The 18,292-nt window shown below is 61.1% G+C and carries 20 protein-coding genes; all 20 read right to left on the bottom strand.

The window, feature by feature from the left end:
• Nucleotides 1–13 precede the first annotated feature (13 nt).
• A complete protein-coding gene (locus KBP52_RS15495; protein ID WP_127925651.1) occupies nucleotides 14–319 on the bottom strand; it encodes an urease subunit beta in 306 nt (101 codons plus the stop codon).
• On the bottom strand, nucleotides 319–852 hold the full coding sequence (locus KBP52_RS15490) for a GNAT family N-acetyltransferase (protein ID WP_077570724.1): 534 nt from the start codon (nucleotides 850–852) through the stop codon (nucleotides 319–321). Before KBP52_RS15490 ends, KBP52_RS15495 begins: the two co-directional genes overlap by 1 nt.
• Nucleotides 853–857: 5 nt before the next feature.
• Complete coding sequence (locus KBP52_RS15485) at nucleotides 858–1,391, bottom strand: GNAT family N-acetyltransferase (RefSeq protein ID WP_116031801.1); 534 nt, start codon at nucleotides 1,389–1,391, stop codon at nucleotides 858–860.
• 9 nt (nucleotides 1,392–1,400) lie between these two features.
• Complete coding sequence (locus tag KBP52_RS15480; protein ID WP_116031797.1) at nucleotides 1,401–1,703, bottom strand: urease subunit gamma; 303 nt, start codon at nucleotides 1,701–1,703, stop codon at nucleotides 1,401–1,403.
• A gap of 545 nt (nucleotides 1,704–2,248) precedes the next feature.
• On the bottom strand, nucleotides 2,249–3,088 hold the full coding sequence (locus KBP52_RS15475; RefSeq protein ID WP_212620494.1) for an urease accessory protein UreD: 840 nt from the start codon (nucleotides 3,086–3,088) through the stop codon (nucleotides 2,249–2,251).
• Between the two features lie 43 nt (nucleotides 3,089–3,131).
• Nucleotides 3,132–3,830, bottom strand: a complete 699-nt coding sequence (gene urtE, locus KBP52_RS15470) for an urea ABC transporter ATP-binding subunit UrtE (RefSeq protein WP_077570731.1) — start codon at nucleotides 3,828–3,830, stop codon at nucleotides 3,132–3,134.
• 135 nt (nucleotides 3,831–3,965) lie between these two features.
• Complete coding sequence (gene urtD / locus KBP52_RS15465; protein WP_007918913.1) at nucleotides 3,966–4,835, bottom strand: urea ABC transporter ATP-binding protein UrtD; 870 nt, start codon at nucleotides 4,833–4,835, stop codon at nucleotides 3,966–3,968.
• The gene (gene urtC, locus KBP52_RS15460; protein ID WP_110719601.1) at nucleotides 4,832–5,911 is read right to left on the bottom strand and encodes an urea ABC transporter permease subunit UrtC; all 1,080 of its coding nucleotides are present in this window, start codon (nucleotides 5,909–5,911) and stop codon (nucleotides 4,832–4,834) included. The genes urtD and urtC overlap by 4 nt, the downstream gene beginning before the upstream one ends.
• The gene (urtB, locus tag KBP52_RS15455) at nucleotides 5,911–7,413 is read right to left on the bottom strand and encodes an urea ABC transporter permease subunit UrtB (RefSeq protein WP_123593080.1); all 1,503 of its coding nucleotides are present in this window, start codon (nucleotides 7,411–7,413) and stop codon (nucleotides 5,911–5,913) included. The genes urtC and urtB overlap by 1 nt, the downstream gene beginning before the upstream one ends.
• Before the next feature lie 330 nt (nucleotides 7,414–7,743).
• A complete protein-coding gene (gene urtA, locus KBP52_RS15450) occupies nucleotides 7,744–9,009 on the bottom strand; it encodes an urea ABC transporter substrate-binding protein (RefSeq protein ID WP_007914554.1) in 1,266 nt (421 codons plus the stop codon).
• Between the two features lie 256 nt (nucleotides 9,010–9,265).
• Nucleotides 9,266–10,645, bottom strand: coding sequence for a PepSY domain-containing protein (locus tag KBP52_RS15445; protein ID WP_212620493.1), 1,380 nt, complete (start codon nucleotides 10,643–10,645; stop codon nucleotides 9,266–9,268).
• 165 nt (nucleotides 10,646–10,810) lie between these two features.
• Nucleotides 10,811–12,931, bottom strand: a complete 2,121-nt coding sequence (locus KBP52_RS15440; RefSeq protein WP_212620492.1) for a TonB-dependent copper receptor — start codon at nucleotides 12,929–12,931, stop codon at nucleotides 10,811–10,813.
• 84 nt (nucleotides 12,932–13,015) lie between these two features.
• Nucleotides 13,016–13,462, bottom strand: a complete 447-nt coding sequence (locus tag KBP52_RS15435) for a DUF2946 domain-containing protein (protein ID WP_123593084.1) — start codon at nucleotides 13,460–13,462, stop codon at nucleotides 13,016–13,018.
• Nucleotides 13,463–13,483: 21 nt separating this feature from the next.
• Nucleotides 13,484–13,963 (bottom strand): copper chaperone PCu(A)C, encoded by a 480-nt coding sequence (locus tag KBP52_RS15430; protein WP_123593085.1) that lies wholly within the window; start codon nucleotides 13,961–13,963, stop codon nucleotides 13,484–13,486.
• 48 nt (nucleotides 13,964–14,011) lie between these two features.
• Nucleotides 14,012–14,410, bottom strand: a complete 399-nt coding sequence (locus tag KBP52_RS15425) for a DUF2946 domain-containing protein (protein ID WP_123593086.1) — start codon at nucleotides 14,408–14,410, stop codon at nucleotides 14,012–14,014.
• A gap of 97 nt (nucleotides 14,411–14,507) precedes the next feature.
• Nucleotides 14,508–14,798: an addiction module antidote protein gene (locus tag KBP52_RS15420; protein WP_007914567.1), complete on the bottom strand. Its 291-nt coding sequence runs from the start codon at nucleotides 14,796–14,798 to the stop codon at nucleotides 14,508–14,510.
• 3 nt (nucleotides 14,799–14,801) lie between these two features.
• Nucleotides 14,802–15,104 (bottom strand): type II toxin-antitoxin system RelE/ParE family toxin, encoded by a 303-nt coding sequence (locus KBP52_RS15415; RefSeq protein ID WP_122606498.1) that lies wholly within the window; start codon nucleotides 15,102–15,104, stop codon nucleotides 14,802–14,804.
• Nucleotides 15,105–15,263: 159 nt separating this feature from the next.
• A complete protein-coding gene (locus KBP52_RS15410; RefSeq protein ID WP_212620491.1) occupies nucleotides 15,264–15,992 on the bottom strand; it encodes a cobalt-precorrin-6A reductase in 729 nt (242 codons plus the stop codon).
• The gene (locus KBP52_RS15405; RefSeq protein WP_116031763.1) at nucleotides 15,989–17,086 is read right to left on the bottom strand and encodes a cobalt-precorrin-5B (C(1))-methyltransferase; all 1,098 of its coding nucleotides are present in this window, start codon (nucleotides 17,084–17,086) and stop codon (nucleotides 15,989–15,991) included. Before KBP52_RS15405 ends, KBP52_RS15410 begins: the two co-directional genes overlap by 4 nt.
• Entirely contained in the window at nucleotides 17,079–18,290 is a 1,212-nt protein-coding gene (gene cbiE, locus KBP52_RS15400; protein ID WP_123593089.1) for a precorrin-6y C5,15-methyltransferase (decarboxylating) subunit CbiE, read from the bottom strand. The genes KBP52_RS15405 and cbiE overlap by 8 nt, the downstream gene beginning before the upstream one ends.
• Nucleotides 18,291–18,292: the final 2 nt, after the last annotated feature.

The raw sequence follows: 18,292 nt of genomic DNA, 5'->3' as shown, positions 1-18,292 counted from the left end.
GTGCACGCAGATATCAGAGATCACCCATGATCCGTCCGGCAAACCCGAACACCCGCCGATGCCCGGCATAATCCACAAGCTCAACCTCACGACTCTGCCCAGGCTCAAAGCGCACCGCGGTGCCCGCCGGAATATTCAGGCGCATGCCACGGCTCGCGGCGCGATCGAAGGTCAGCGCGTCGTTGGTTTCAAAAAAGTGATAGTGCGAACCGACCTGGATCGGCCGGTCGCCGCTGTTGGCGACTTTCAGGCTGAGGGTGCGGCGGCCGACGTTGAGTTCGATGTCGCCGGGCTGGATCTGGTACTCGCCAGGAATCATCACTGGGCTCCTTGCAGAATCTTGTAATAGAGGGCGGTCGGCCGATAAGTGCCGGTCGGGTCGCAGGCGTAATCAGGAATCTGGCCCGCGCGGGTGTAACCCAGCGCCTTGTAGAAATCCTCGGCGGGCGAACCGGCCTCGGTGTCGAGGTAGAGCATGCCGCGCTTGTGTTTTGGCGCTTCGAGTTCCAGCGCACTCATCAATTGCTGACCGAGACCGCGACGCCGTGCGTGTTCGCGCACCAGCAGTTTCTGCACCTCGGCGCGGTTGAGACCGTTAGCCTTCTGGCACAGACCCAACTGCACACTGGCCAGCACCTGCTCATCCTTGACCACCACCCAGAGCAGCACGCTGCCCTTGTTGACGTTGTCCTGCACCTCATCGAAATACGTGCGCGCCTGCGCAGCATCGAGGTCGGCCATGAAGCCGACGCTGGCGCCGTACCCCACGGCATCGAGCAGCAGGTCGATCAGGCCCTGACGATAATGCGCAAAACTTTCAGCATTGACGCGGCGCAGCTGGGCGGCGTTCATCGGTGTCACTCCTTGTTGGCGTCAGGCGGCTCCGCGCCGGGGTTGAGGGTCAGTTGCATGAAGGTCAGATCGAGCCAGCGGCCGAACTTGGTGCCGACTTGCGGCATCTGCCCGGTAATGCTGAAACCGGCGCGCTCGTGCAGGCGAATCGAGGCGGCATTGCCGCTTTCAATGGCGGCGACCATCACATGCTTGTCGCAGGTCTTCGCCCGTTCGATCAGCACAGTCATCAGTTGCGGGCCGAGGCCGTTGCCGCGCTGATCGCTGCGCACGTAGACCGAGTGTTCGACGGTGTGACGGAAGCCGTCGAACGGCCGCCAGTCACCGAATGAAGCGTAGCCGAGCACACTGTTGTCGGCGTCGACGATCACCAGAATCGGATAGGCCTGAGCCTGACGCGCGCTGAACCATGCCTGACGGTTGCCGAGGTCGACGGCTTGTTCATTCCAGATCGCCGTGGTGTTGAGTACGGCGTCGTTGTAGATGTCGCGGATCGCCGGCAGATCGGCGTGGACGGCATCACGAATGGAGTAGGTCATGGCGCGGCCTCAGACGATCGGTTGGTGGACGGTGACCAGTTTGGTGCCGTCGGGGAACGTCGCTTCGACCTGAATCTCCGGGATCATCTCCGGGATGCCTTCCATCACTTGTTCGCGGTTGAGCAGGGTGGTGCCGAAGTGCATCAGCTCGGCCACGGTCTGACCGTCACGCGCGCCTTCGAGCAGCGCTGCGGAGATGTAGGCCATGGCTTCCGGGTAATTGAGTTTCACGCCGCGCGCCAAACGCCGCTCGGCGACGAGGCCGGCGGTGAAAATCAGCAGCTTGTCTTTTTCGCGTGGGGTCAGGTCCATTGTGGGATTCCGTCAGGGCAGTTTTGTGAGGTTCTTGCGGGCGCGGGGGTGTCAGTTGGAGCAACCCCTCACCCTAGCCCTCTCCCGAGGGAGAGGGGACTGATCTCGGTTGTTTTCAATGGCCGGTTCAGTCAGCAGTATTCGTTCAGGCAGTTAAATTCATTTCAAACGACTCGGTCGGGCTCTCTTTTTCGAAAGAGAGGGGACTGATCTCGGTTGTTTTCAATGGCCGGTTCAGTCAGCAGTATTCGTTCAGGCAGTTAAATTCATTTCAAACGACTCGGTCGGGCTCTCTTTTTCGAAAGAGAGGGGACTGATCTCGGTTGTTTTCAATGGCCGGTTCAGTCAGCAGTACTCGTTCAGGCAGTTAAATTCATTTCAAGCGACTCGGTCGGGCTCTCTTTTTCGAAAGAGAGGGGACTGATCTCGGTTGTTTTCAATGGCCGGTTCAGTCAGCGGTATTCGTTCAGGCAGTTAAATTCATTTCAAACCACTCGGTCAGGCTCCCTCTCCCTCCGGGAGAGGGCGGGGGGTGAGGGGCTTTTTCAGGTACTCCATATTCTGGGAGAAATCGCGTCACGCCCGAGCAGGGCCGGTCTGAGCAAGCGCCATAAATCGATGAGCCACGCACGGGCGAGCAGTGCTTCAGACGCCAGACAGCGAGCCACCAAAAGCCCAGGCAACTGGCTCAAATCCCCACGCACTTCATGCCCCAGCGAACGACAACGCTCCAGCAACTCAGCATCAATTTCACCGGTGACCAACAACGTCGCAAACACCGGATTGCCATCCAGCCCGATCGGCGAATCAAGCAAACCGTCGCCACCGACAATGCGCTGGCGCTCATGCCAGAGCAATCGGCCATCGCGGCGAATATCCAGGTGCGCCTGAAAATGCCCGCGGTCAAAACGCTCGCCACTGGCCGGACGACCCAGCGCCACCACGTCCCAGTAAAACAGCCGCGCATCACCTTCAAGATCAATCGAAGTGCTCAGTTCAGCCTGCGCGGCGCTGTAGACGATGGTCTCCTGCGGCAGCCATTCCAGCGTCGCCCCGGCCGCTACTTTCAAATCGAGCTTCTGATAAGCCGGCCCACCGGCGCGATACCACTTGGCCGCGCCGGGGCTGGTGATCTGCGCCCAGGCGTCATGCTCGACGCGGGCGCTGATGTCCAGTCGATCACCGCCGGCAATCCCGCCCGGCGGGTGGACGATGATGTGCTGGCAGACCTCGGGGCCTTCGGCGTACAGGTGCTTTTGCACCCGCAGCGGGCCGAGGTGTCGGCGCATGACCGGGCGCGTGCAGTCGCCGAAACGGGCGTAAGCCAGTTCCAGCTCGGCGTGCCAGCTCGGGGTAAACAGGGCAGGTGCAACAGTCGAATTCATGGTGTGTAATTATCGTTAGGAAGCTACAGATTAGTTCGTTGTACTAGATCGTTACCAGCCCGCGTACACCCTCGGCCTCCATATTTTCACCGCGACCCTGCTGCACGATCTCGCCTCGGGACATCACCAGGTATTGATCGGCCAGTTCCGCGGCGAAATCGTAGAACTGCTCGACCAGCAGAATCGCCATGTCACCGCGCGCCGCGAGTTGCTTGATCACCGCGCCGATCTCCTTGATCACCGAGGGTTGAATGCCTTCGGTGGGCTCATCGAGGATCAGCAAGCGCGGACGGCTGGCCAGTGCGCGGCCAATCGCCAACTGCTGTTGCTGACCGCCGGAGAGGTCACCGCCGCGACGCTGCTTCATTTGTAGCAGCACCGGGAACAGTTCGTAGATGAAACTTGGTACCTCTTTGGCTTCGCTGCCGGGGAAGCGTGACAGGCCCATCAGCAGATTTTCTTCCACGGTCAGGCGTCCGAAGATTTCCCGGCCCTGTGGCACGTAAGCGATCCCGGCGTGTACGCGCTGGTGTGGCTTGAACGTGGTGATCGGTTTGCCTTCCCAATTCACCGCGCCTTCTTTGGCCGGCAGCAAGCCCATCAGGCATTTGAGCAGGGTGGTTTTGCCGACGCCGTTACGGCCGAGCAGGCAGGTAACTTCGCCGACCTTAACGTCGAAGCTTAAGCCGCGCAGGATGTGGCTACCGCCGTAGTACTGGTGCAGCTTGTCGACTTGCAGCATGTCAAAAGTCTCCTCAAATCCCTTTGTAGGAGTGAGCCTGCTCGCGATAGCGGTGTGTCAGTCAACATCTGTTTGTCTGATACACCGCTATCGCGAGCAGGCTCACTCCTACAGTTTTGATCGGTGTTTGCAGCTTTAGCGGCCGAGGTAGACCTCGATCACGCGCTCGTTTTCCTGCACCTGTTCAAGCGAGCCTTCCGCCAGCACGCTGCCCTGGTGCAACACCGTCACATGGTCGGCAATCGAGCCGACAAACCCCATGTCATGCTCCACCACCATCAGCGAATGCTTGCCCGCCAGGCTCTTGAACAGTTCAGCGGTGAACTCGGTTTCCGCATCGGTCATCCCCGCCACCGGCTCATCGAGCAGCAACAATTGCGGGTCCTGCATCAACAGCATGCCGATCTCGAGAAACTGCTTCTGTCCATGAGAGAGCAACCCGGCCTGACGATTGACTGACGTGGTCAGACGAATCGTTTCCAGCACTTCGCTGATCCGGTCCTTCTGCTCGCCACTCAGCCGCGCACGCAAACTGGCCCACACCGACTTGTCGGTTTTCTGTGCCAGCTCCAGGTTTTCAAACACGCTCAGCGCTTCGAACACCGTCGGCTTCTGGAACTTGCGACCGATGCCAGCCTGGGCGATCTGCACTTCGCTCATCTGCGTCAGGTCGAGGGTTTCGCCGAACCAGGCTTTGCCGTGACTCGGCCGGGTCTTGCCGGTGATCACGTCCATCAGCGTGGTTTTGCCCGCGCCGTTGGGGCCGATGATGCAGCGCAATTCGCCGACGCCGATGTACAGGTTGAGATTATTCAGCGCGCGGAAGCCGTCGAAGCTGACGCTGATGTCTTCCAGGGTGAGGATCGTGCCGTGACGGGTATCAAGGCCCGGCCCGACGCGCTGACCGAGGCCGATCGAGTCGCGGCTGGTGCCGGCGTCCTTGTTCGGTTCGACGGGAAAGAAGGCCGGTTCCAGCATGAATTCCGCGCTCGCTGTGACTCTCATTGTTCACCTCGTTTCTTCAGCAGGCCGATCACGCCTTTGGGCAGGTACAGCGTCACGACGATGAACAGCGCGCCGAGGAAGAACAGCCAATACTCGGGGAACGCCACGGTGAACCAGCTCTTCATGCCGTTGACCACACCGGCGCCGAGCAGTGGGCCGATCAGCGTGCCGCGACCGCCGAGGGCCACCCACACCGCCGCTTCAATCGAGTTGGTCGGCGACATTTCGCTCGGGTTGATGATGCCCACTTGCGGCACGTACAACGCCCCGGCCAGACCACACAACACCGCACTCAAGACCCACACGAACAGCTTGAACCCGCGTGGGTCGTAGCCGCAGAACATCAAGCGGTTTTCCGCATCGCGCAGCGCCGTCAACACACGACCAAATTTGCTTTGCGCCAGGCGCCAGCCGATGAACAGACTCGCCACCAGCAGCAACACCGTGGCCAGAAACAGCACCGCGCGGGTGCCCGGTTCAGTGATGCCGAAACCGAGAATCGTGCGGAAATTGGTAAAGCCGTTGTTGCCGCCAAACCCGGTTTCGTTGCGGAAGAACAGGAGCATGCCGGCAAAGGTCAGGGCCTGGGTCATGATCGAGAAATACACGCCTTTGATCCGCGAGCGGAAGGCGAAGAAACCGAACACCAGCGCCAGCAAGCCCGGCGCCAATACCACCAGACACATCGCCCAGAGGAAGCTGCTGGTGCCGGTCCAGTACCACGGCAATTCGCTCCACGACAGGAAAGTCATGAACGCCGGCAAGCCATCACCGGCAGCCTGACGCATCAGGTACATGCCCATCGCATAACCGCCGAGCGCGAAGAACAGGCCGTGGCCCAGCGACAGCAATCCGGCGTAACCCCAGACCAGATCCAGCGCCAAAGCGACGATGGCGTAGCAGAGGATTTTGCCAACCAGCGTCAGCGTGTACGCCGACACCGACAGGGCATTTTCCGCCGGCAACAACGACAGCAGTGGCAGGGCGATCAGCAGCGCAAGAATCACCGCGCCGACCGCGATCGTGACTTTCGGCCCGGCCTTTTGTGTGGCCGTGACTAACAGAGGCTGGTTCATCAGTCGATCACCCGTCCTTTCAGTGCGAAGAGGCCTTGCGGACGTTTCTGGATAAACAGAATGATCAGCGCGAGGATCAGGATCTTGCCGAGCACCGCACCGATCTGCGGTTCAAGAATCTTGTTGGCGATACCGAGGCCGAACGCGGCGAGCACGCTGCCGGCCAGTTGGCCGACGCCGCCGAGTACCACCACCAGAAATGAATCGATGATGTAGCTTTGGCCGAGGTCCGGGCCGACGTTGCCGATCTGGCTCAGCGCCACACCGCCGAGGCCGGCGATGCCCGAACCGAGGCCGAAGGCGAGCATGTCGACGCGACCGGTCGGCACACCGCAGCAAGCCGCCATGTTGCGGTTCTGGGTGACGGCGCGGACGTTGAGACCAAGGCGGGTTTTGTTCAGCAGCAGCCAGGTCAGCACCACCACAAACAGGGCGAAAGCGATGATGACGATGCGGTTGTACGGCAGCACCAGATTCGGCAGCACTTGAATACCGCCGGACAGCCACGCCGGGTTTGCCACTTCAACGTTCTGCGCACCGAACAACAAACGCACAAGCTGAATCAGCATAAGGCTGATGCCCCAGGTGGCGAGCAAGGTTTCCAGTGGGCGGCCGTAGAGATGGCGAATCACCGTGCGCTCCAGCGCCATGCCGATCGCCGCCGTGACAAAGAACGCCACCGGCAGTGCGATCAACGGATAAAACTCGATGGCTTGGGGGGCGTAGCGCTGGAACATCAACTGCACCACGTAGGTCGAGTAGGCACCGAGCATCAGCATCTCACCGTGGGCCATGTTGATCACGCCGAGCAGGCCGAAGGTGATCGCCAGACCGAGTGCGGCGAGCAGCAGAATCGACCCGAGCGACATGCCGCTGAACGCCTGACCGAGCACTTCGCCGATCAGCAGTTTGCGTTTGACCTGAGCGAGGCTGGTTTCAGCGGCGGTGCGCACGCCGGCATCGCTCTCGATGCCGGGTTCGAGCAGGCCTTCGAGGCGCGTGCGTGCCAGCGGATCACCGGTTTCGCCGAGCAGGCGTACTGCGGCGAGGCGCACGGCCGGGTCAGTGTCGACCAACTGCAGATTGGCCAGCGCCAGGCTCAGGGCGGCATGCACGCCTTCATCTTTTTCGCCAGCGAGTTGCTGGTCGAGGAATTTCAGCTGCGCGGGTTTCGCGCTTTTCTGCAATTGCTGCGCGGCAGTCAGACGGATTTTGGCGTCGGCGGCGAGCAACTGGTGGCTGGCCATGGCGGTATCGATCAGACCCCGCAGGCGATTGTTCAGGCGCAGGGTTTTCGCTTGGCCGTCGATGGTCAACTCGCCTTGTTGCAGGGCGTTGATCAATTCGATACGGGCCGGATCGGGCTGCGCGGCCCAGGTTTCCAGGAGTTTCGCCTGTTGCACGGGATTGGCCGCGACGAAGTCTTCGGCGTCGCCGGCGTGGGCCAGCATTGGCAGCAAGAGTGCGATGGCTATGAGAAAGCGGTGTATGGCAGTGGGCATTAGTGGTGTCCTGTTCAACCGCCCCCTCACCCTAACCCTCTCCCGGAGGGAGAGGGGACTGACCGAGGTGTCTGGACGATGTGCTGCGACCTGCGAATTCGAGCCGAACTCAGGCTTCGAAAAGCATGAAGATCGGCTCCCTTTCCCCCTCACCCTCTTGAAATTGAGGGGACTGACCGAGGTGTTTGGACGATGTGCTGCGACCTGCGAATTCGAGCCGAACTCAGGCTTTGAAAAGCATGAAGATCGGCTCCCTTTCCCCGTCTCCCTGAGGGAGAGGGCTGGGGTGAGGGGGGAAATCTAAAGCCCACCTCAAAAACTGAATCCGCCTCAGTTGCTCTTCACCGCATAATCCGGCTTCTTGTCGTTGCCCTGAATGAACGGGCTCCACGGTTGCGCGCGGATCGGTCCTTCGGTCTGCCACACGACGTTGAACTGACCATCGGCCTGAATCTCGCCGATCATCACCGGTTTGTGCAGGTGGTGATTGGTCTTGTCCATGGTCAGGGTGTAACCCGACGGCGCGGCAAAGGTCTGCCCGGCAAGGGCTTCGCGGACTTTGTCGACGTCGGTGGATTTGGCTTTTTCAACTGCCTGCGCCCACATGTGGATGCCGACGTAAGTGGCTTCCATCGGGTCGTTGGTCACGGCTTTGTCGGCGCCCGGCAGGTTGTGTTTCTTCGCGTAGGCTTTCCAGTCAGCGACGAATTTCTTGTTCTGCGGGTTCTCGACGGATTCGAAGTAGTTCCACGCCGCGAGGTTGCCCACCAGCGGTTTGGTGTCGATACCGCGCAGTTCTTCTTCGCCGACCGAGAACGCCACAACCGGTACGTCGGTGGCCTTCAGGCCCTGATTGGCCAGCTCTTTGTAGAACGGCACGTTGGAGTCGCCGTTGACCGTCGAGATCACCGCAGTTTTGCCACCAGCGGAGAATTTTTTGATGTTGGCGACGATGGTCTGATAGTCGCTGTGACCGAACGGCGTATAGACCTCTTCGATGTCCTTGTCGGCCACGCCTTTGGAGTGCAGGAACGAACGCAGGATCTTGTTGGTGGTGCGCGGGTAGACGTAGTCGGTGCCGAGCAGGAAGTAGCGCTTGGCGCTGCCACCTTCTTCGCTCATCAGGTATTCAACCGCCGGAATCGCTTGCTGGTTTGGCGCGGCGCCGGTGTAGAAGACGTTCGGCGACATCTCTTCGCCTTCGTATTGCACCGGGTAGAACAGCAGACCGTTGAGTTCTTCGAACACCGGCAACACCGATTTACGCGACACCGACGTCCAGCAACCGAACACCACGGCGACCTTGTCCTGAGTCAGCAACTGCCGGCCTTTTTCGGCGAACAGCGGCCAGTTCGATGCCGGGTCAACCACCACCGGCTCAAGCATCTTGCCGTTGACGCCGCCCTTGGCGTTGATCTCGTCGATGGTCATCAGCGCCATGTCTTTGAGCGACGTTTCGGAGATCGCCATGGTGCCGGACAACGAATGCAGAATCCCGACCTTGATGGTCTCGGCGGCCTGGACAGTCCAGGTCATGCCCATCGCGGCAATGGATGCCGTGAGTGTGAAAGCCTTGATCAAACTGCGACGCTTCATTGTGCGATCTCCATGAACATTTGAAGTTTTTCTGGTTGGCAGATGCGGACGACTGAAGGGTGTTTTGCAAGGGCTGTGCCCGGTCGGGTTTTGGCAAGAAAATGTCGTGTTAGAGCGGTTGGCTGCGCAGCGCATGCACCACGAAGGAACGCCCATGGCGCATTGGTGCAGGCCGCCGCGCCAGATTGGGGCGCAAAAAAAATCCCGTGCAGGGGAGCCCGCACGGGATTGGCGTTGAAGAAGTTCGAGTGCGGTTTCAGGATGAAGTCGACGCAGACTCGGTTTGCCGGTTCATCCGCGACAGCAGCACTCGGTCCAGCAACCACACCACCACCAACGAAGCCCCCACCAATGGGAACACCACCGCCAGTGCGAGCATGATCACCACGCCGGTTTTCCACTTCGGCAAGTCATGGCGCAGCGGCGGTACGCCGAATTTGCCCTGTGGCCGACGCTTCCACCAGATCACCACACCGCTGACGGCGCTGAGCAGAATCATCAGGCAGATCAGCAGCACGACGATCTGATTGAAGGTGCCGAACATCTTGCCTTCGTGAAGCATCACGCCGATTTCCGTGGCGCGGGCGACGCTGCCGTATTGCTCGAAACGCACTTCGGCGAGGACCTTGCCGGTGTACTGATCGACATGCAGGGTGGCGTCGTTGCGTGGGTCATCGGCGAACACGGCAATGGTGAACACGCCGGTGGCGGTGGTCGGCAGGGTGATGCTGTAACCCGGCTCGACCTTGCGCTGGGAGGCGATGTTCTGCACGTCTTGCAGGCTGATGGCGGGTGCTGCGGGGCCAGCATTGGTGGCGCCGTGGTTGATGTGTTCGGCGTGGTCGCCGGACATCGGCATCGGCGTGTTTTCCATCGCCCATGGCACGGTCTGGCGCGAGGCGGTGTTCAGGCTGCGCGCCTCGACGTCGGAGGTCGGCACGTTGTCCCACATCGCCGCCGGGAACACGTTCCACACCTGGGCGTATTGCTTGCCCCAGAAACCGGTCCAGGTCATGCCGCTGAGCAACATCACCAGCAATAGTGTCGCGCCCCAGAACCCGGTGACCGCGTGCAGATCACGCCACAGCACGCGGCCGCGACTGTTCAGCCGTGGCCACAAAATGCCCGCTGCCTGACCGCGCGGCCACCACAGGAACAGGCCGGACACCACCAGCACCACGCCCCAACCGGCAGCCATTTCGATAAGGCGGTCACCGACGGTGCCGATCATCAATTCGCCGTGGATGGCGCGGGCGATGGCTTGCAGGTTCTGTTTGGCATCCTGTTCGCCGAGGATGTCGCCGTGGTACGGATCGACGAAGATGTTGAGTTCGTGACCGGCGTTTTTCACCACAAACTGTGCGCTGCGTTCGGCGTTGACCGGTGGCAGGTATTGGGTGATCTGGCCTTGTGGATAAGCGCTTTTCACTCGTTGCAGCAGGTCATCGGCCGGCACCGTGTGATGGCCGGCCGGGACATTGAGCAGGCTGCTGTACATCAGCGAATCGAGCTGCGGTTTGAACAGATAAATGATGCCGGTCAGGGCCAGCATCACCATGAACGGGGCGACGAAGAGGCCGGCGTAAAAATGCCAACGCCAGGCCAGGTTGTAGAAATTCGGTTTGGGCTGTTTCATCACGTGTGCTCCGCTTGGCTTGGATCTTCTAGTTGTTTTGCAACCCTGTGGGAGCGAGCCTGCTCGCGAAGGCGTCGTGCCAGACGACATCAACGTTGGATGTGCCGTCCCCTTCGCGAGCAGGTCGAATCGTCGCACCGTCGCTCCCACATGGGTGGGTGATTGTTAGAAACTCATGTCGACCTTGGTCCAGAGCGTGCGCCCCGGTTCATTGATCGCTTGCGGGTCGTTGGCCGGGTAGCCGAACCCGGCGTTGCCCGCCAGGTTCAGGTGTTCGGCGTAAGCCTTGCCGAACAGGTTGTCGACGCCGCTGCTGACCTTCCAGTTCTTGTTGATCCGGTAGGCACCGTTGAGTGAGAACACGCCGAAGCCCGAACTCTTGTCGTAATCCTTGCCGACCACGTTGCCCTTGTTCTGGTCGATACGGTTTTGCGCGGCGACTACTCTCCACAGTGCCCCGGCGCTCCAGTTGTCTTGGCTATAGGTCAGACCGAAACGTGTATCCAGTGGCGGCATCTGCGGCAGTGCCGAACCGTCGCTGCTGTTCTTGCCCCAGGCGTAGGCCAGGGTCGCATCGGCTTTCCAGTGGTCGGTGAGTCTGTACGCGGCACCGAGTTCACCGCCCATGATTCGCGCGTCGATGTTCTCGGCGCGCGAGGTGCTCATGCCCATCATTCCGGGCGTGTAGTCGAAGAGGATGTAGTCGCGGACCACGCCGATATAACCCGAGGCCCAGGCTTCGAGGTCGGCGCTCTTGTAGTTCACGCCGAAGTCGAACTGAGTGGTCTTTTCCGGTTTGATCGAATCGAACGCGTTGACCGATCCTGCCGGGCCGGACTTGGGCGAAAACAGCTCCCAGTAATCCGGGAAACGCTGCGCATGACCGAGGCCTGCATAGAGCGTGGTCGGGCTGTCAGCGAGGTCATGCTCGTAGCGGATGAAACCGCTCGGCAGGGTGTCGGCGCGGGTGTCGTCGGCGGTCGGGTTCGGGCGAGTCATCATTCCCGAGCCGGTGGTTTGCCGGTAATCCTTGGCCGAAGCGCGGTCGACGCGGGCGCCAGTGATCAGGCGATCACGGTCGGCGGCGTACCAGGTCATTTCGCTGAACACGCCGTAGTTATGGAAGTCGGCGTCCTTGCTGTAGGGCTGATCCTTGTAGGTGTCGATGCCCATGCCGCTGCGTTGGCGGTGTTCGTTGGTCTGCGCGTCGAGGCCGGTGATCAACTGAATATCAGCCCAACGCCAAGTGGCTTTGATCCGTGCTCCGAGGGTGCGGCGGTCGACATTGGACGCCATCGGCCCCGCCATCATGCCGGTGCCGGACGGTGTGCGCAGGGTGTAGTTGTCCATCACGTGGTCGGCGTAGTTGTAGTAGACCTGCGCTTCGAGTTTCTCCAGCACGTTGGTGATGTTGGATTTTTCGAAACGCAGGCCGAGGCTTTCGCGCAGGAACTGCGAGCCGTCCATGCCGCGCCCGGCGTAGCGTGCTTCACCATCGCCCTTGCCGGCGGTGAGTTCGATCAGGGTGTCGGCGTCCGGGGTCCAACCCACCGCGATGTCACCGTTCCACTTGTCGTAGCGCGAGGCGACGATGTCGTTGTTGCCGTCGCGGTAATCGTCGGAATGCGCAGTGTTGCCGATTACTCGCACGTAGCCTAACGGCCCGCCGGCAGCGGCATCGACGACTTTGTCGAAGCGTCCGTGGGAGCCAGCCAGAATGCTCGCGTTCACGCGGGTGCCGAGTTCGCCGAAGCTTTCCGGCTCGCGATCAAACAGCACCGTGCCCGCGGATGCGCCCGGTCCCCAAAGCACGGTTTGCGGGCCTTTGATCACGGTCAGTTTGTCGTAGGTCTCCGGTGAGATATACGAGGTTGGTGCGTCCATCCGGCCGGGGCAGGCGCCGAGCATCATGCTGCCGTTGGTGAGGATGTTCAGGCGTGAACCGAACATGCCGCGTAGCACCGGATCGCCGTTGGTGCCGCCATTGCGTACCAGTGCGAAGCCGAGAATGGTCTTCAGATAATCGCCGCCGTCACTGGCCGGCACCGGTTGGCGCGGATCCTTGGGGTTGGTGACGATGGTCAGTGGTGAGCTCGGCGCAATCGCGGTGATCACCGTCGGGCTCAGTTCTTCGTTGTGGCCGGCGTGATCATCGGCCAGCACCAGCGGGGACAGCAGGACGCCGCAAAGGACGGCGGTAGCGTGCCTGAAACGAATCCGCGATTCGTTCAAAGCGAAGGACGCCGGGGCAGTGCCCGAGCGTGAAACAGCAGCAAACCTGGACATGACAATTTCCATCAAACAGTCGTAAACGACACGGCCGGCAGCCTGAAGCTGTCTTCTCAACCGTGTGCAATCAAAGGTGCGTGTTTACGCTGCGACGGGCGGGGCGCGGCTGCGGGCGCCGGGGAAGAAGGTCTGCCGGGCGTGGCCCAGGCGTGGGGCGGGTGGGGTGAAGGTGTTCAGCGGCGGGATATTGAAAGCGACGAAATCGCCGCCACCGGTCAGTGCCGGGCAATTGAACAGCAGGCTGCAATAACCGCACTTTTCCCAGAGCACGTGGTGCGAGGATTGCGGCGGGCAGTGTTCTGCCGTCGGTTGTGCATCATGGCCGCTGTGATCCATGCCCGGCATGTCCATCGACATGTCCATGCGCATTGGCATCGATGTCGAGGCGTGTTGATCCATCGGCATCGACTGAGAAATCAGTGGGCCGATGGAGATCATCAACATGGCGAACAGGGCGATCCAGCTGCCGCGAGTCAGGTGTTCAGTCTGACGGCGTTGCCGGGAGGGCCTGGCGCTCAGCGGGCGCATGGGCGGAGTCTGCCGGAAGGCTTACTGGGCGTGCGCGTGGGCCTGCGTGGTTTCCGGCGGCTTCTTCTGCACCGAGACGTCGACGGTGACGTCACCAGCCTTCTCGAAATGCAGTGTCAGCGGGAAGTGCTTGCCGTCGCTGAGCAGGCTGCGATCGCTCGGGTTGAGCAGCATCACGTGATAGGCCATCGGCGCAAACGTCACGTTGCCGCCGGCGGGAATGGCCACGCTCGGCACTTGCTGCATCTTCATCAGATCGCCCTGCATGACGTGTTCGTGCAGTTGCGCTTCGGGGGCGATGGGCGAATCGACGCTGAGCAGGCGGTCGTCCGTCTTGCCTCCGTTGTGAATGACGAAGTAGGCGGCAACCGTTGGCGCATTCGGCGGCAGCTCTTGCGACCACGGATGAGCGATTTCCAGCTCGCCGGCCTTGTATTCGTGGGCATGGGCAAAGCACGCCGGCAACAGCAGCGCAGCGACGACTATGAGTTTGTTCAACATGGCAGTTCTCCAGAACGATTTGAAACGCAGGTCAATTGCGCGAACAAATCAAACCAGAGGGGAAGCGCGGGGATTGAGACTCGGCCATTGCTGACGCGGCGTCGGTGTTTGCAGCAAGGCGGGCGCCACACTGCGATTGCTTTCATAGCGAGCGAAATACAACTGCGGCGAATGTCCCGGCAACGCGACCAATGGCGCCGAGCCTGAGCAGCACCAGCAGTGCTGCATGTTCGAATGGCTGTCGTTGGTCGGGGCCTTTTGCTCGGTGGTGCCGATGTTGATCGCCACCATCTTGGTCCCGCTGCCGGTGCAGAAACTGCTCCAGAGCAATTGCTCGGCCGGTGAATTGGCCGCCTGCGCCATCGCCCCGGTCATCGGCATGGCGAGCATGTTGAACAGCACTGCAAAGCAGGCGATCCAGGCAATTGCTAGCCGGTGTCGGTTCATGGGACAGATCCATTGGGTGGGCGATCAGGCGCGGCTATTTAGCCTGATCAGGGCCGATAAGTAAAAAAGCGTCGTGCGGTTTGGTGTCGCAGCGCGTTCACAGTGTTACGGCATGCAATCGCAAACCCAGAGCCTTCATGACTTTCATGATAGTTGCGAATTCGGGATTGCCAGTGCTACTCAGCGCTTTATAAAGACTTTCGCGGCCCAAACCTGCATCCCGCGCCACTTGTGTCATGCCTTGAGCCCGGGCGATGTCATTGAGCGCTGCACGGATAAGGACGCCGTCGCCTTCATCGTCGTCAAAACAGGCATCCAGATACGCCGCCATGTCCTCGGGAGTTTTGAGGTACTCAGCGGCGTCAAAACGGGCGAATTCTTCGGTCATGATTTACTCCTCATTTCCGATGTTATGAGCCATCTGCACGGCGCGTTTGATATCTCTTTTTTGTGTCGATTTGTCGCCCCCGATCAGCAGCAGATAAATCACTTCGCCTTTGCGTGTGAAGTACATCCTGTAACCGGGGCCGTAATGAACACGCATTTCATAAACAGTGTCACCGACGAACCCGCAATCACCGAAGTTGCCATTTTCGGCTGTTTTAATTCTGGAGATGATTCGGCCTTTCCCTTTGATGTCTTTCAAGGAGTCGAGCCATTCGGAAAATATGCGGGATCGTTCAAAAGCGATCATGTCGGGATCGTATTCCTTGGGATACAAGCTGGCAAGCCGCTTTTCTTGGCTGTCTGCTTGTCGGGATTAAAGGAACCGAAGTATTGGGGTGAGGATGTAGTGAAAAACAGTCGGCTGCGTCCTCAAAAATTGCAGGTAAATTCGCTAATAAACTCGAAGTCAGGAAAAGTCTGACGTCGTCAGGGCTTCAAGGACTTCAGACGCTGATCGAAATTTCCGATCAACCCCCGGCAACCCCGGTCGCTTCAACACAACCACCGGCACCCCACGCTCACGCGCCACTTCCAGCTTCGGCTCGGTGGCGGTGCTGCCGCTGTTCTTGCTGATCAACACATCGATCTGCCGCCGCTCGAACAGTGCGCGCTCATCCCCAAGCAGAAACGGCCCACGCGCACCGATCACTTCGCAGCGTTCGTTGCCGGGGTAGACGTCGAGGGCGCGCAGGGTCCAGAACTGGTCGGCGGGGATTTCATCAAGGTGCTGCAGCGGTTCGCGGCCGAGGGTGAACAGCGGTCGGCGAAACGGCTTGAGGGCAGTGATCAGCTCGGCCCAGTCGCTGACTTCACGCCAATCATCACCGGGCTGCGGCTGCCAGGCCGGACGGCGCAGGGCCCAGCAGGGGATGCCGGTCAGCCGCGCGGCGGTCGCGGCATTCTGGCTGATTTGCGCGGCATACGGATGCGTGGCGTCGAGCAGCAGATCGATGCCTGCGTCGCGGATGAATTGCGCCAGACCTTCAGCGCCACCGTAACCACCGACACGCACCTGACAGATCAGATCCGTCGGCACCCGGCCAACACCGGCGAGGCTGTAGATATGTTCTGGCCCGAGTGTGCGGGCAATCGCCAGCGCTTCCGTGACGCCGCCGAGCAGCAAAATTCTTTTCATGCAAAACCTCCGGCATGCCCGACAACTCCGCCCTGACGATCAATCGCAAACACCTCGACCTGCACCTGCGCGGGCACCACGCTGCGGGCGAAATTCAACGCATGGCGACAGACTTCATCACCGAGGGCGATCCCTGCTGCACTGGACATGGCCAGCGCCTGTTGACTGGTATTGGCTTCACGAATGCCTTGCTGCAAAGCCTCATCGGCGCCAATCGCCGCGGCCCACTCCGCCAGTTGCGGCAAGTCGATACTCGAATGCCGCGAATGCAGATCCATGTGCCCGGCGGCCAGTTTGCTGATCTTGCCGAAGCCGCCGCACAGGCTGAGTTTATCCACAGGCACTTTGCGCAGATGCTTGAGCACCGCACCGACGAAGTCGCCCATTTCGATCAGGGCGATCTCCGGCAGGTTGTAGACCCGGCGCATGGTGTCTTCACTGGCGTTGCCGGTGCAGGCGGCGATGTGCAGATAGCCGTTGGTCTTGGCGACGTCGATACCCTGATGAATCGAAGCGATGTAAGCCGCGCAGGAAAACGGCCGGACAATGCCGCTGGTGCCGAGGATCGACAGCCCGCCAAGAATGCCCAGTCGCGGATTCATGGTTTTCAGCGCCAGCGCTTCGCCGCCCTCGACGTTGACGGTGACGTCGAAGCCGCCGCCGTAACCGGTCTCGGCGGCGAGCAGCGTCAGGTGATCGCTGATCATTTTGCGTGGCACCGGGTTGATCGCCGGTTCGCCGACACCCAGCACCAGTCCCGGCCGAGTCACGGTGCCCACGCCCGTACCGGCATTGAAACGAATGCCCGGCTCACTCAAAAGCCGTACCCGCGAATAGAGCAGCGCACCGTGGGTCACGTCCGGGTCGTCGCCGGCATCCTTGATCGTTCCGGCCTCGGCGCCGTCATCGGTCAAACGACAGAACTCCAGACGCATCTGCACCTGTTTGCCTTTGGGCAACACGATCTGCACCGCATCCGCCGACAGCCCGCCGAGCAACAGACGCGCGGCGGCGAGGCTGGTGGCGGTGGCGCAACTGCCGGTGGTCAGGCCGCTGCGCAAGGGCGCGGGTTGTTCGGCGGTTTCGTCACGCATCGAGGGGTTTGACCAGATCGAGCAGGGTGATCGGCAACGCCTGACGCCAGGTGTCGAACTCGCCAAGTGGCTGCGCTTGGGCGACATGGATGCGCGTCAGTTCGCCGCCGAAGCGCTCGCGCCAGTTCATCAGCGCCACTTCACTTTGCAGCGTCACTGCGTTGGCGACCAGACGGCCACCGGGCTTCAGGTGTTCCCAACAGGTTTCGAAGACGCCCTCACGGGTCACGCCGCCGCCGATGAAAATCGCGTCCGGGCGCTCCAGCCCGGCCAGTGCCAGCGGTGCTTTGCCGCGAATCAATTGCAGGCCAGGCACACCCAGCGCATCGCGGTTGTGTTCGATCAATTGCTGACGGCCGTCATCGGCCTCGATGGCCAAGGCGCGGCAGCTCGGGTGCGCGCGCATCCACTCGATACCGATCGAACCGCTGCCGGCGCCGACATCCCAGAGCAGTTCGCCGGGGGTCGGGGCAAGGCGGGCGAGGGTGATGGCGCGTACGTCGCGCTTGGTCAACTGGCCGTCATGCTGGAATGCCGAATCCGGCAATCCGGCGAGACGTGAAAGACGCGGAGCCTGTGCGTCGGCCAGACATTCGACGGCGATGACATTGAGGTCGGCTATCGGCGCGTTGTCCCAAGCGTTGGCGGTGCTGTCGATGCGCCGCTCGGCGTCACCGCCGAGATGCTCGAGAACGGTAAAACGACTCGAGCCGAAGCCGCGCTCGCGGAGCAATTGCGCAACCGCCGCCGGGCTCTGACCGTCGTTGCTCAGCAACAACAACCGCACGCCGCTGAATAATTGGGCATTGAGCGCCGCCAGCGGTCGGGCCACCAGCGACAGCGTCACCACCTCCTGCAGCGGCCAACCGAGGCGGGCGGCGGCCAGTGAACAGGACGACGGCGCTGGCAGGATCAGCATCTCGTCGCTCGGCACCTGGCGGGCGAGGCTGGCACCGACGCCGTAGAACATCGGGTCACCACTGGCCAATACGCAGACCGCTTCGCCACGCTGTTCGAGCACAGGCGCGAGGGAAAACGGACTCGGCCACAACTGCCGTTCACCGCGAATGCACACCGGCAACAAATCCAGTTGACGCTGGCCACCGATGATCCGCGAAGCGCCCAGCAGGGCACGCCGGGCGTTTTTGCCCAGGCCCTTGAAGCCGTCTTCACCGATTCCCACTACCGTCAGCCAGGGTGACATCT

It is taken from the genome of Pseudomonas sp. SCA2728.1_7 (genome assembly GCF_018138145.1).
GTDB lineage: Bacteria > Pseudomonadota > Gammaproteobacteria > Pseudomonadales > Pseudomonadaceae > Aquipseudomonas > Aquipseudomonas koreensis_A.
The sequence above is the reverse complement of the archived record's forward strand: the minus strand, read 5'-3'. Positions and strand labels throughout refer to the sequence as shown.

What these genes read in the sequence shown, in the direction of transcription:
- KBP52_RS15405 (WP_116031763.1), bottom strand. Translation starts at nt 17,086, where the DNA reads ATGCGTGACGAAACCGCCGAACAACCCGCGCCCTTGCGCAGCGGCCTG.
- KBP52_RS15430 (WP_123593085.1), bottom strand. Translation starts at nt 13,963, where the DNA reads ATGTTGAACAAACTCATAGTCGTCGCTGCGCTGCTGTTGCCGGCGTGC.
- KBP52_RS15475 (WP_212620494.1), bottom strand. Translation starts at nt 3,088, where the DNA reads ATGAATTCGACTGTTGCACCTGCCCTGTTTACCCCGAGCTGGCACGCC.
- KBP52_RS15480 (WP_116031797.1), bottom strand. Translation starts at nt 1,703, where the DNA reads ATGGACCTGACCCCACGCGAAAAAGACAAGCTGCTGATTTTCACCGCC.
- KBP52_RS15425 (WP_123593086.1), bottom strand. Translation starts at nt 14,410, where the DNA reads ATGAACCGACACCGGCTAGCAATTGCCTGGATCGCCTGCTTTGCAGTG.
- urtE (WP_077570731.1), bottom strand. Translation starts at nt 3,830, where the DNA reads ATGCTGCAAGTCGACAAGCTGCACCAGTACTACGGCGGTAGCCACATC.
- KBP52_RS15420 (WP_007914567.1), bottom strand. Translation starts at nt 14,798, where the DNA reads ATGACCGAAGAATTCGCCCGTTTTGACGCCGCTGAGTACCTCAAAACT.
- KBP52_RS15440 (WP_212620492.1), bottom strand. Translation starts at nt 12,931, where the DNA reads ATGTCCAGGTTTGCTGCTGTTTCACGCTCGGGCACTGCCCCGGCGTCC.
- KBP52_RS15415 (WP_122606498.1), bottom strand. Translation starts at nt 15,104, where the DNA reads ATGATCGCTTTTGAACGATCCCGCATATTTTCCGAATGGCTCGACTCC.
- urtB (WP_123593080.1), bottom strand. Translation starts at nt 7,413, where the DNA reads ATGCCCACTGCCATACACCGCTTTCTCATAGCCATCGCACTCTTGCTG.
- KBP52_RS15410 (WP_212620491.1), bottom strand. Translation starts at nt 15,992, where the DNA reads ATGAAAAGAATTTTGCTGCTCGGCGGCGTCACGGAAGCGCTGGCGATT.
- cbiE (WP_123593089.1), bottom strand. Translation starts at nt 18,290, where the DNA reads ATGTCACCCTGGCTGACGGTAGTGGGAATCGGTGAAGACGGCTTCAAG.
- urtD (WP_007918913.1), bottom strand. Translation starts at nt 4,835, where the DNA reads ATGAGAGTCACAGCGAGCGCGGAATTCATGCTGGAACCGGCCTTCTTT.
- KBP52_RS15435 (WP_123593084.1), bottom strand. Translation starts at nt 13,462, where the DNA reads ATGCGCCCGCTGAGCGCCAGGCCCTCCCGGCAACGCCGTCAGACTGAA.
- KBP52_RS15490 (WP_077570724.1), bottom strand. Translation starts at nt 852, where the DNA reads ATGAACGCCGCCCAGCTGCGCCGCGTCAATGCTGAAAGTTTTGCGCAT.
- urtA (WP_007914554.1), bottom strand. Translation starts at nt 9,009, where the DNA reads ATGAAGCGTCGCAGTTTGATCAAGGCTTTCACACTCACGGCATCCATT.
- KBP52_RS15485 (WP_116031801.1), bottom strand. Translation starts at nt 1,391, where the DNA reads ATGACCTACTCCATTCGTGATGCCGTCCACGCCGATCTGCCGGCGATC.
- urtC (WP_110719601.1), bottom strand. Translation starts at nt 5,911, where the DNA reads ATGAACCAGCCTCTGTTAGTCACGGCCACACAAAAGGCCGGGCCGAAA.
- KBP52_RS15445 (WP_212620493.1), bottom strand. Translation starts at nt 10,645, where the DNA reads ATGAAACAGCCCAAACCGAATTTCTACAACCTGGCCTGGCGTTGGCAT.
- KBP52_RS15495 (WP_127925651.1), bottom strand. Translation starts at nt 319, where the DNA reads ATGATTCCTGGCGAGTACCAGATCCAGCCCGGCGACATCGAACTCAAC.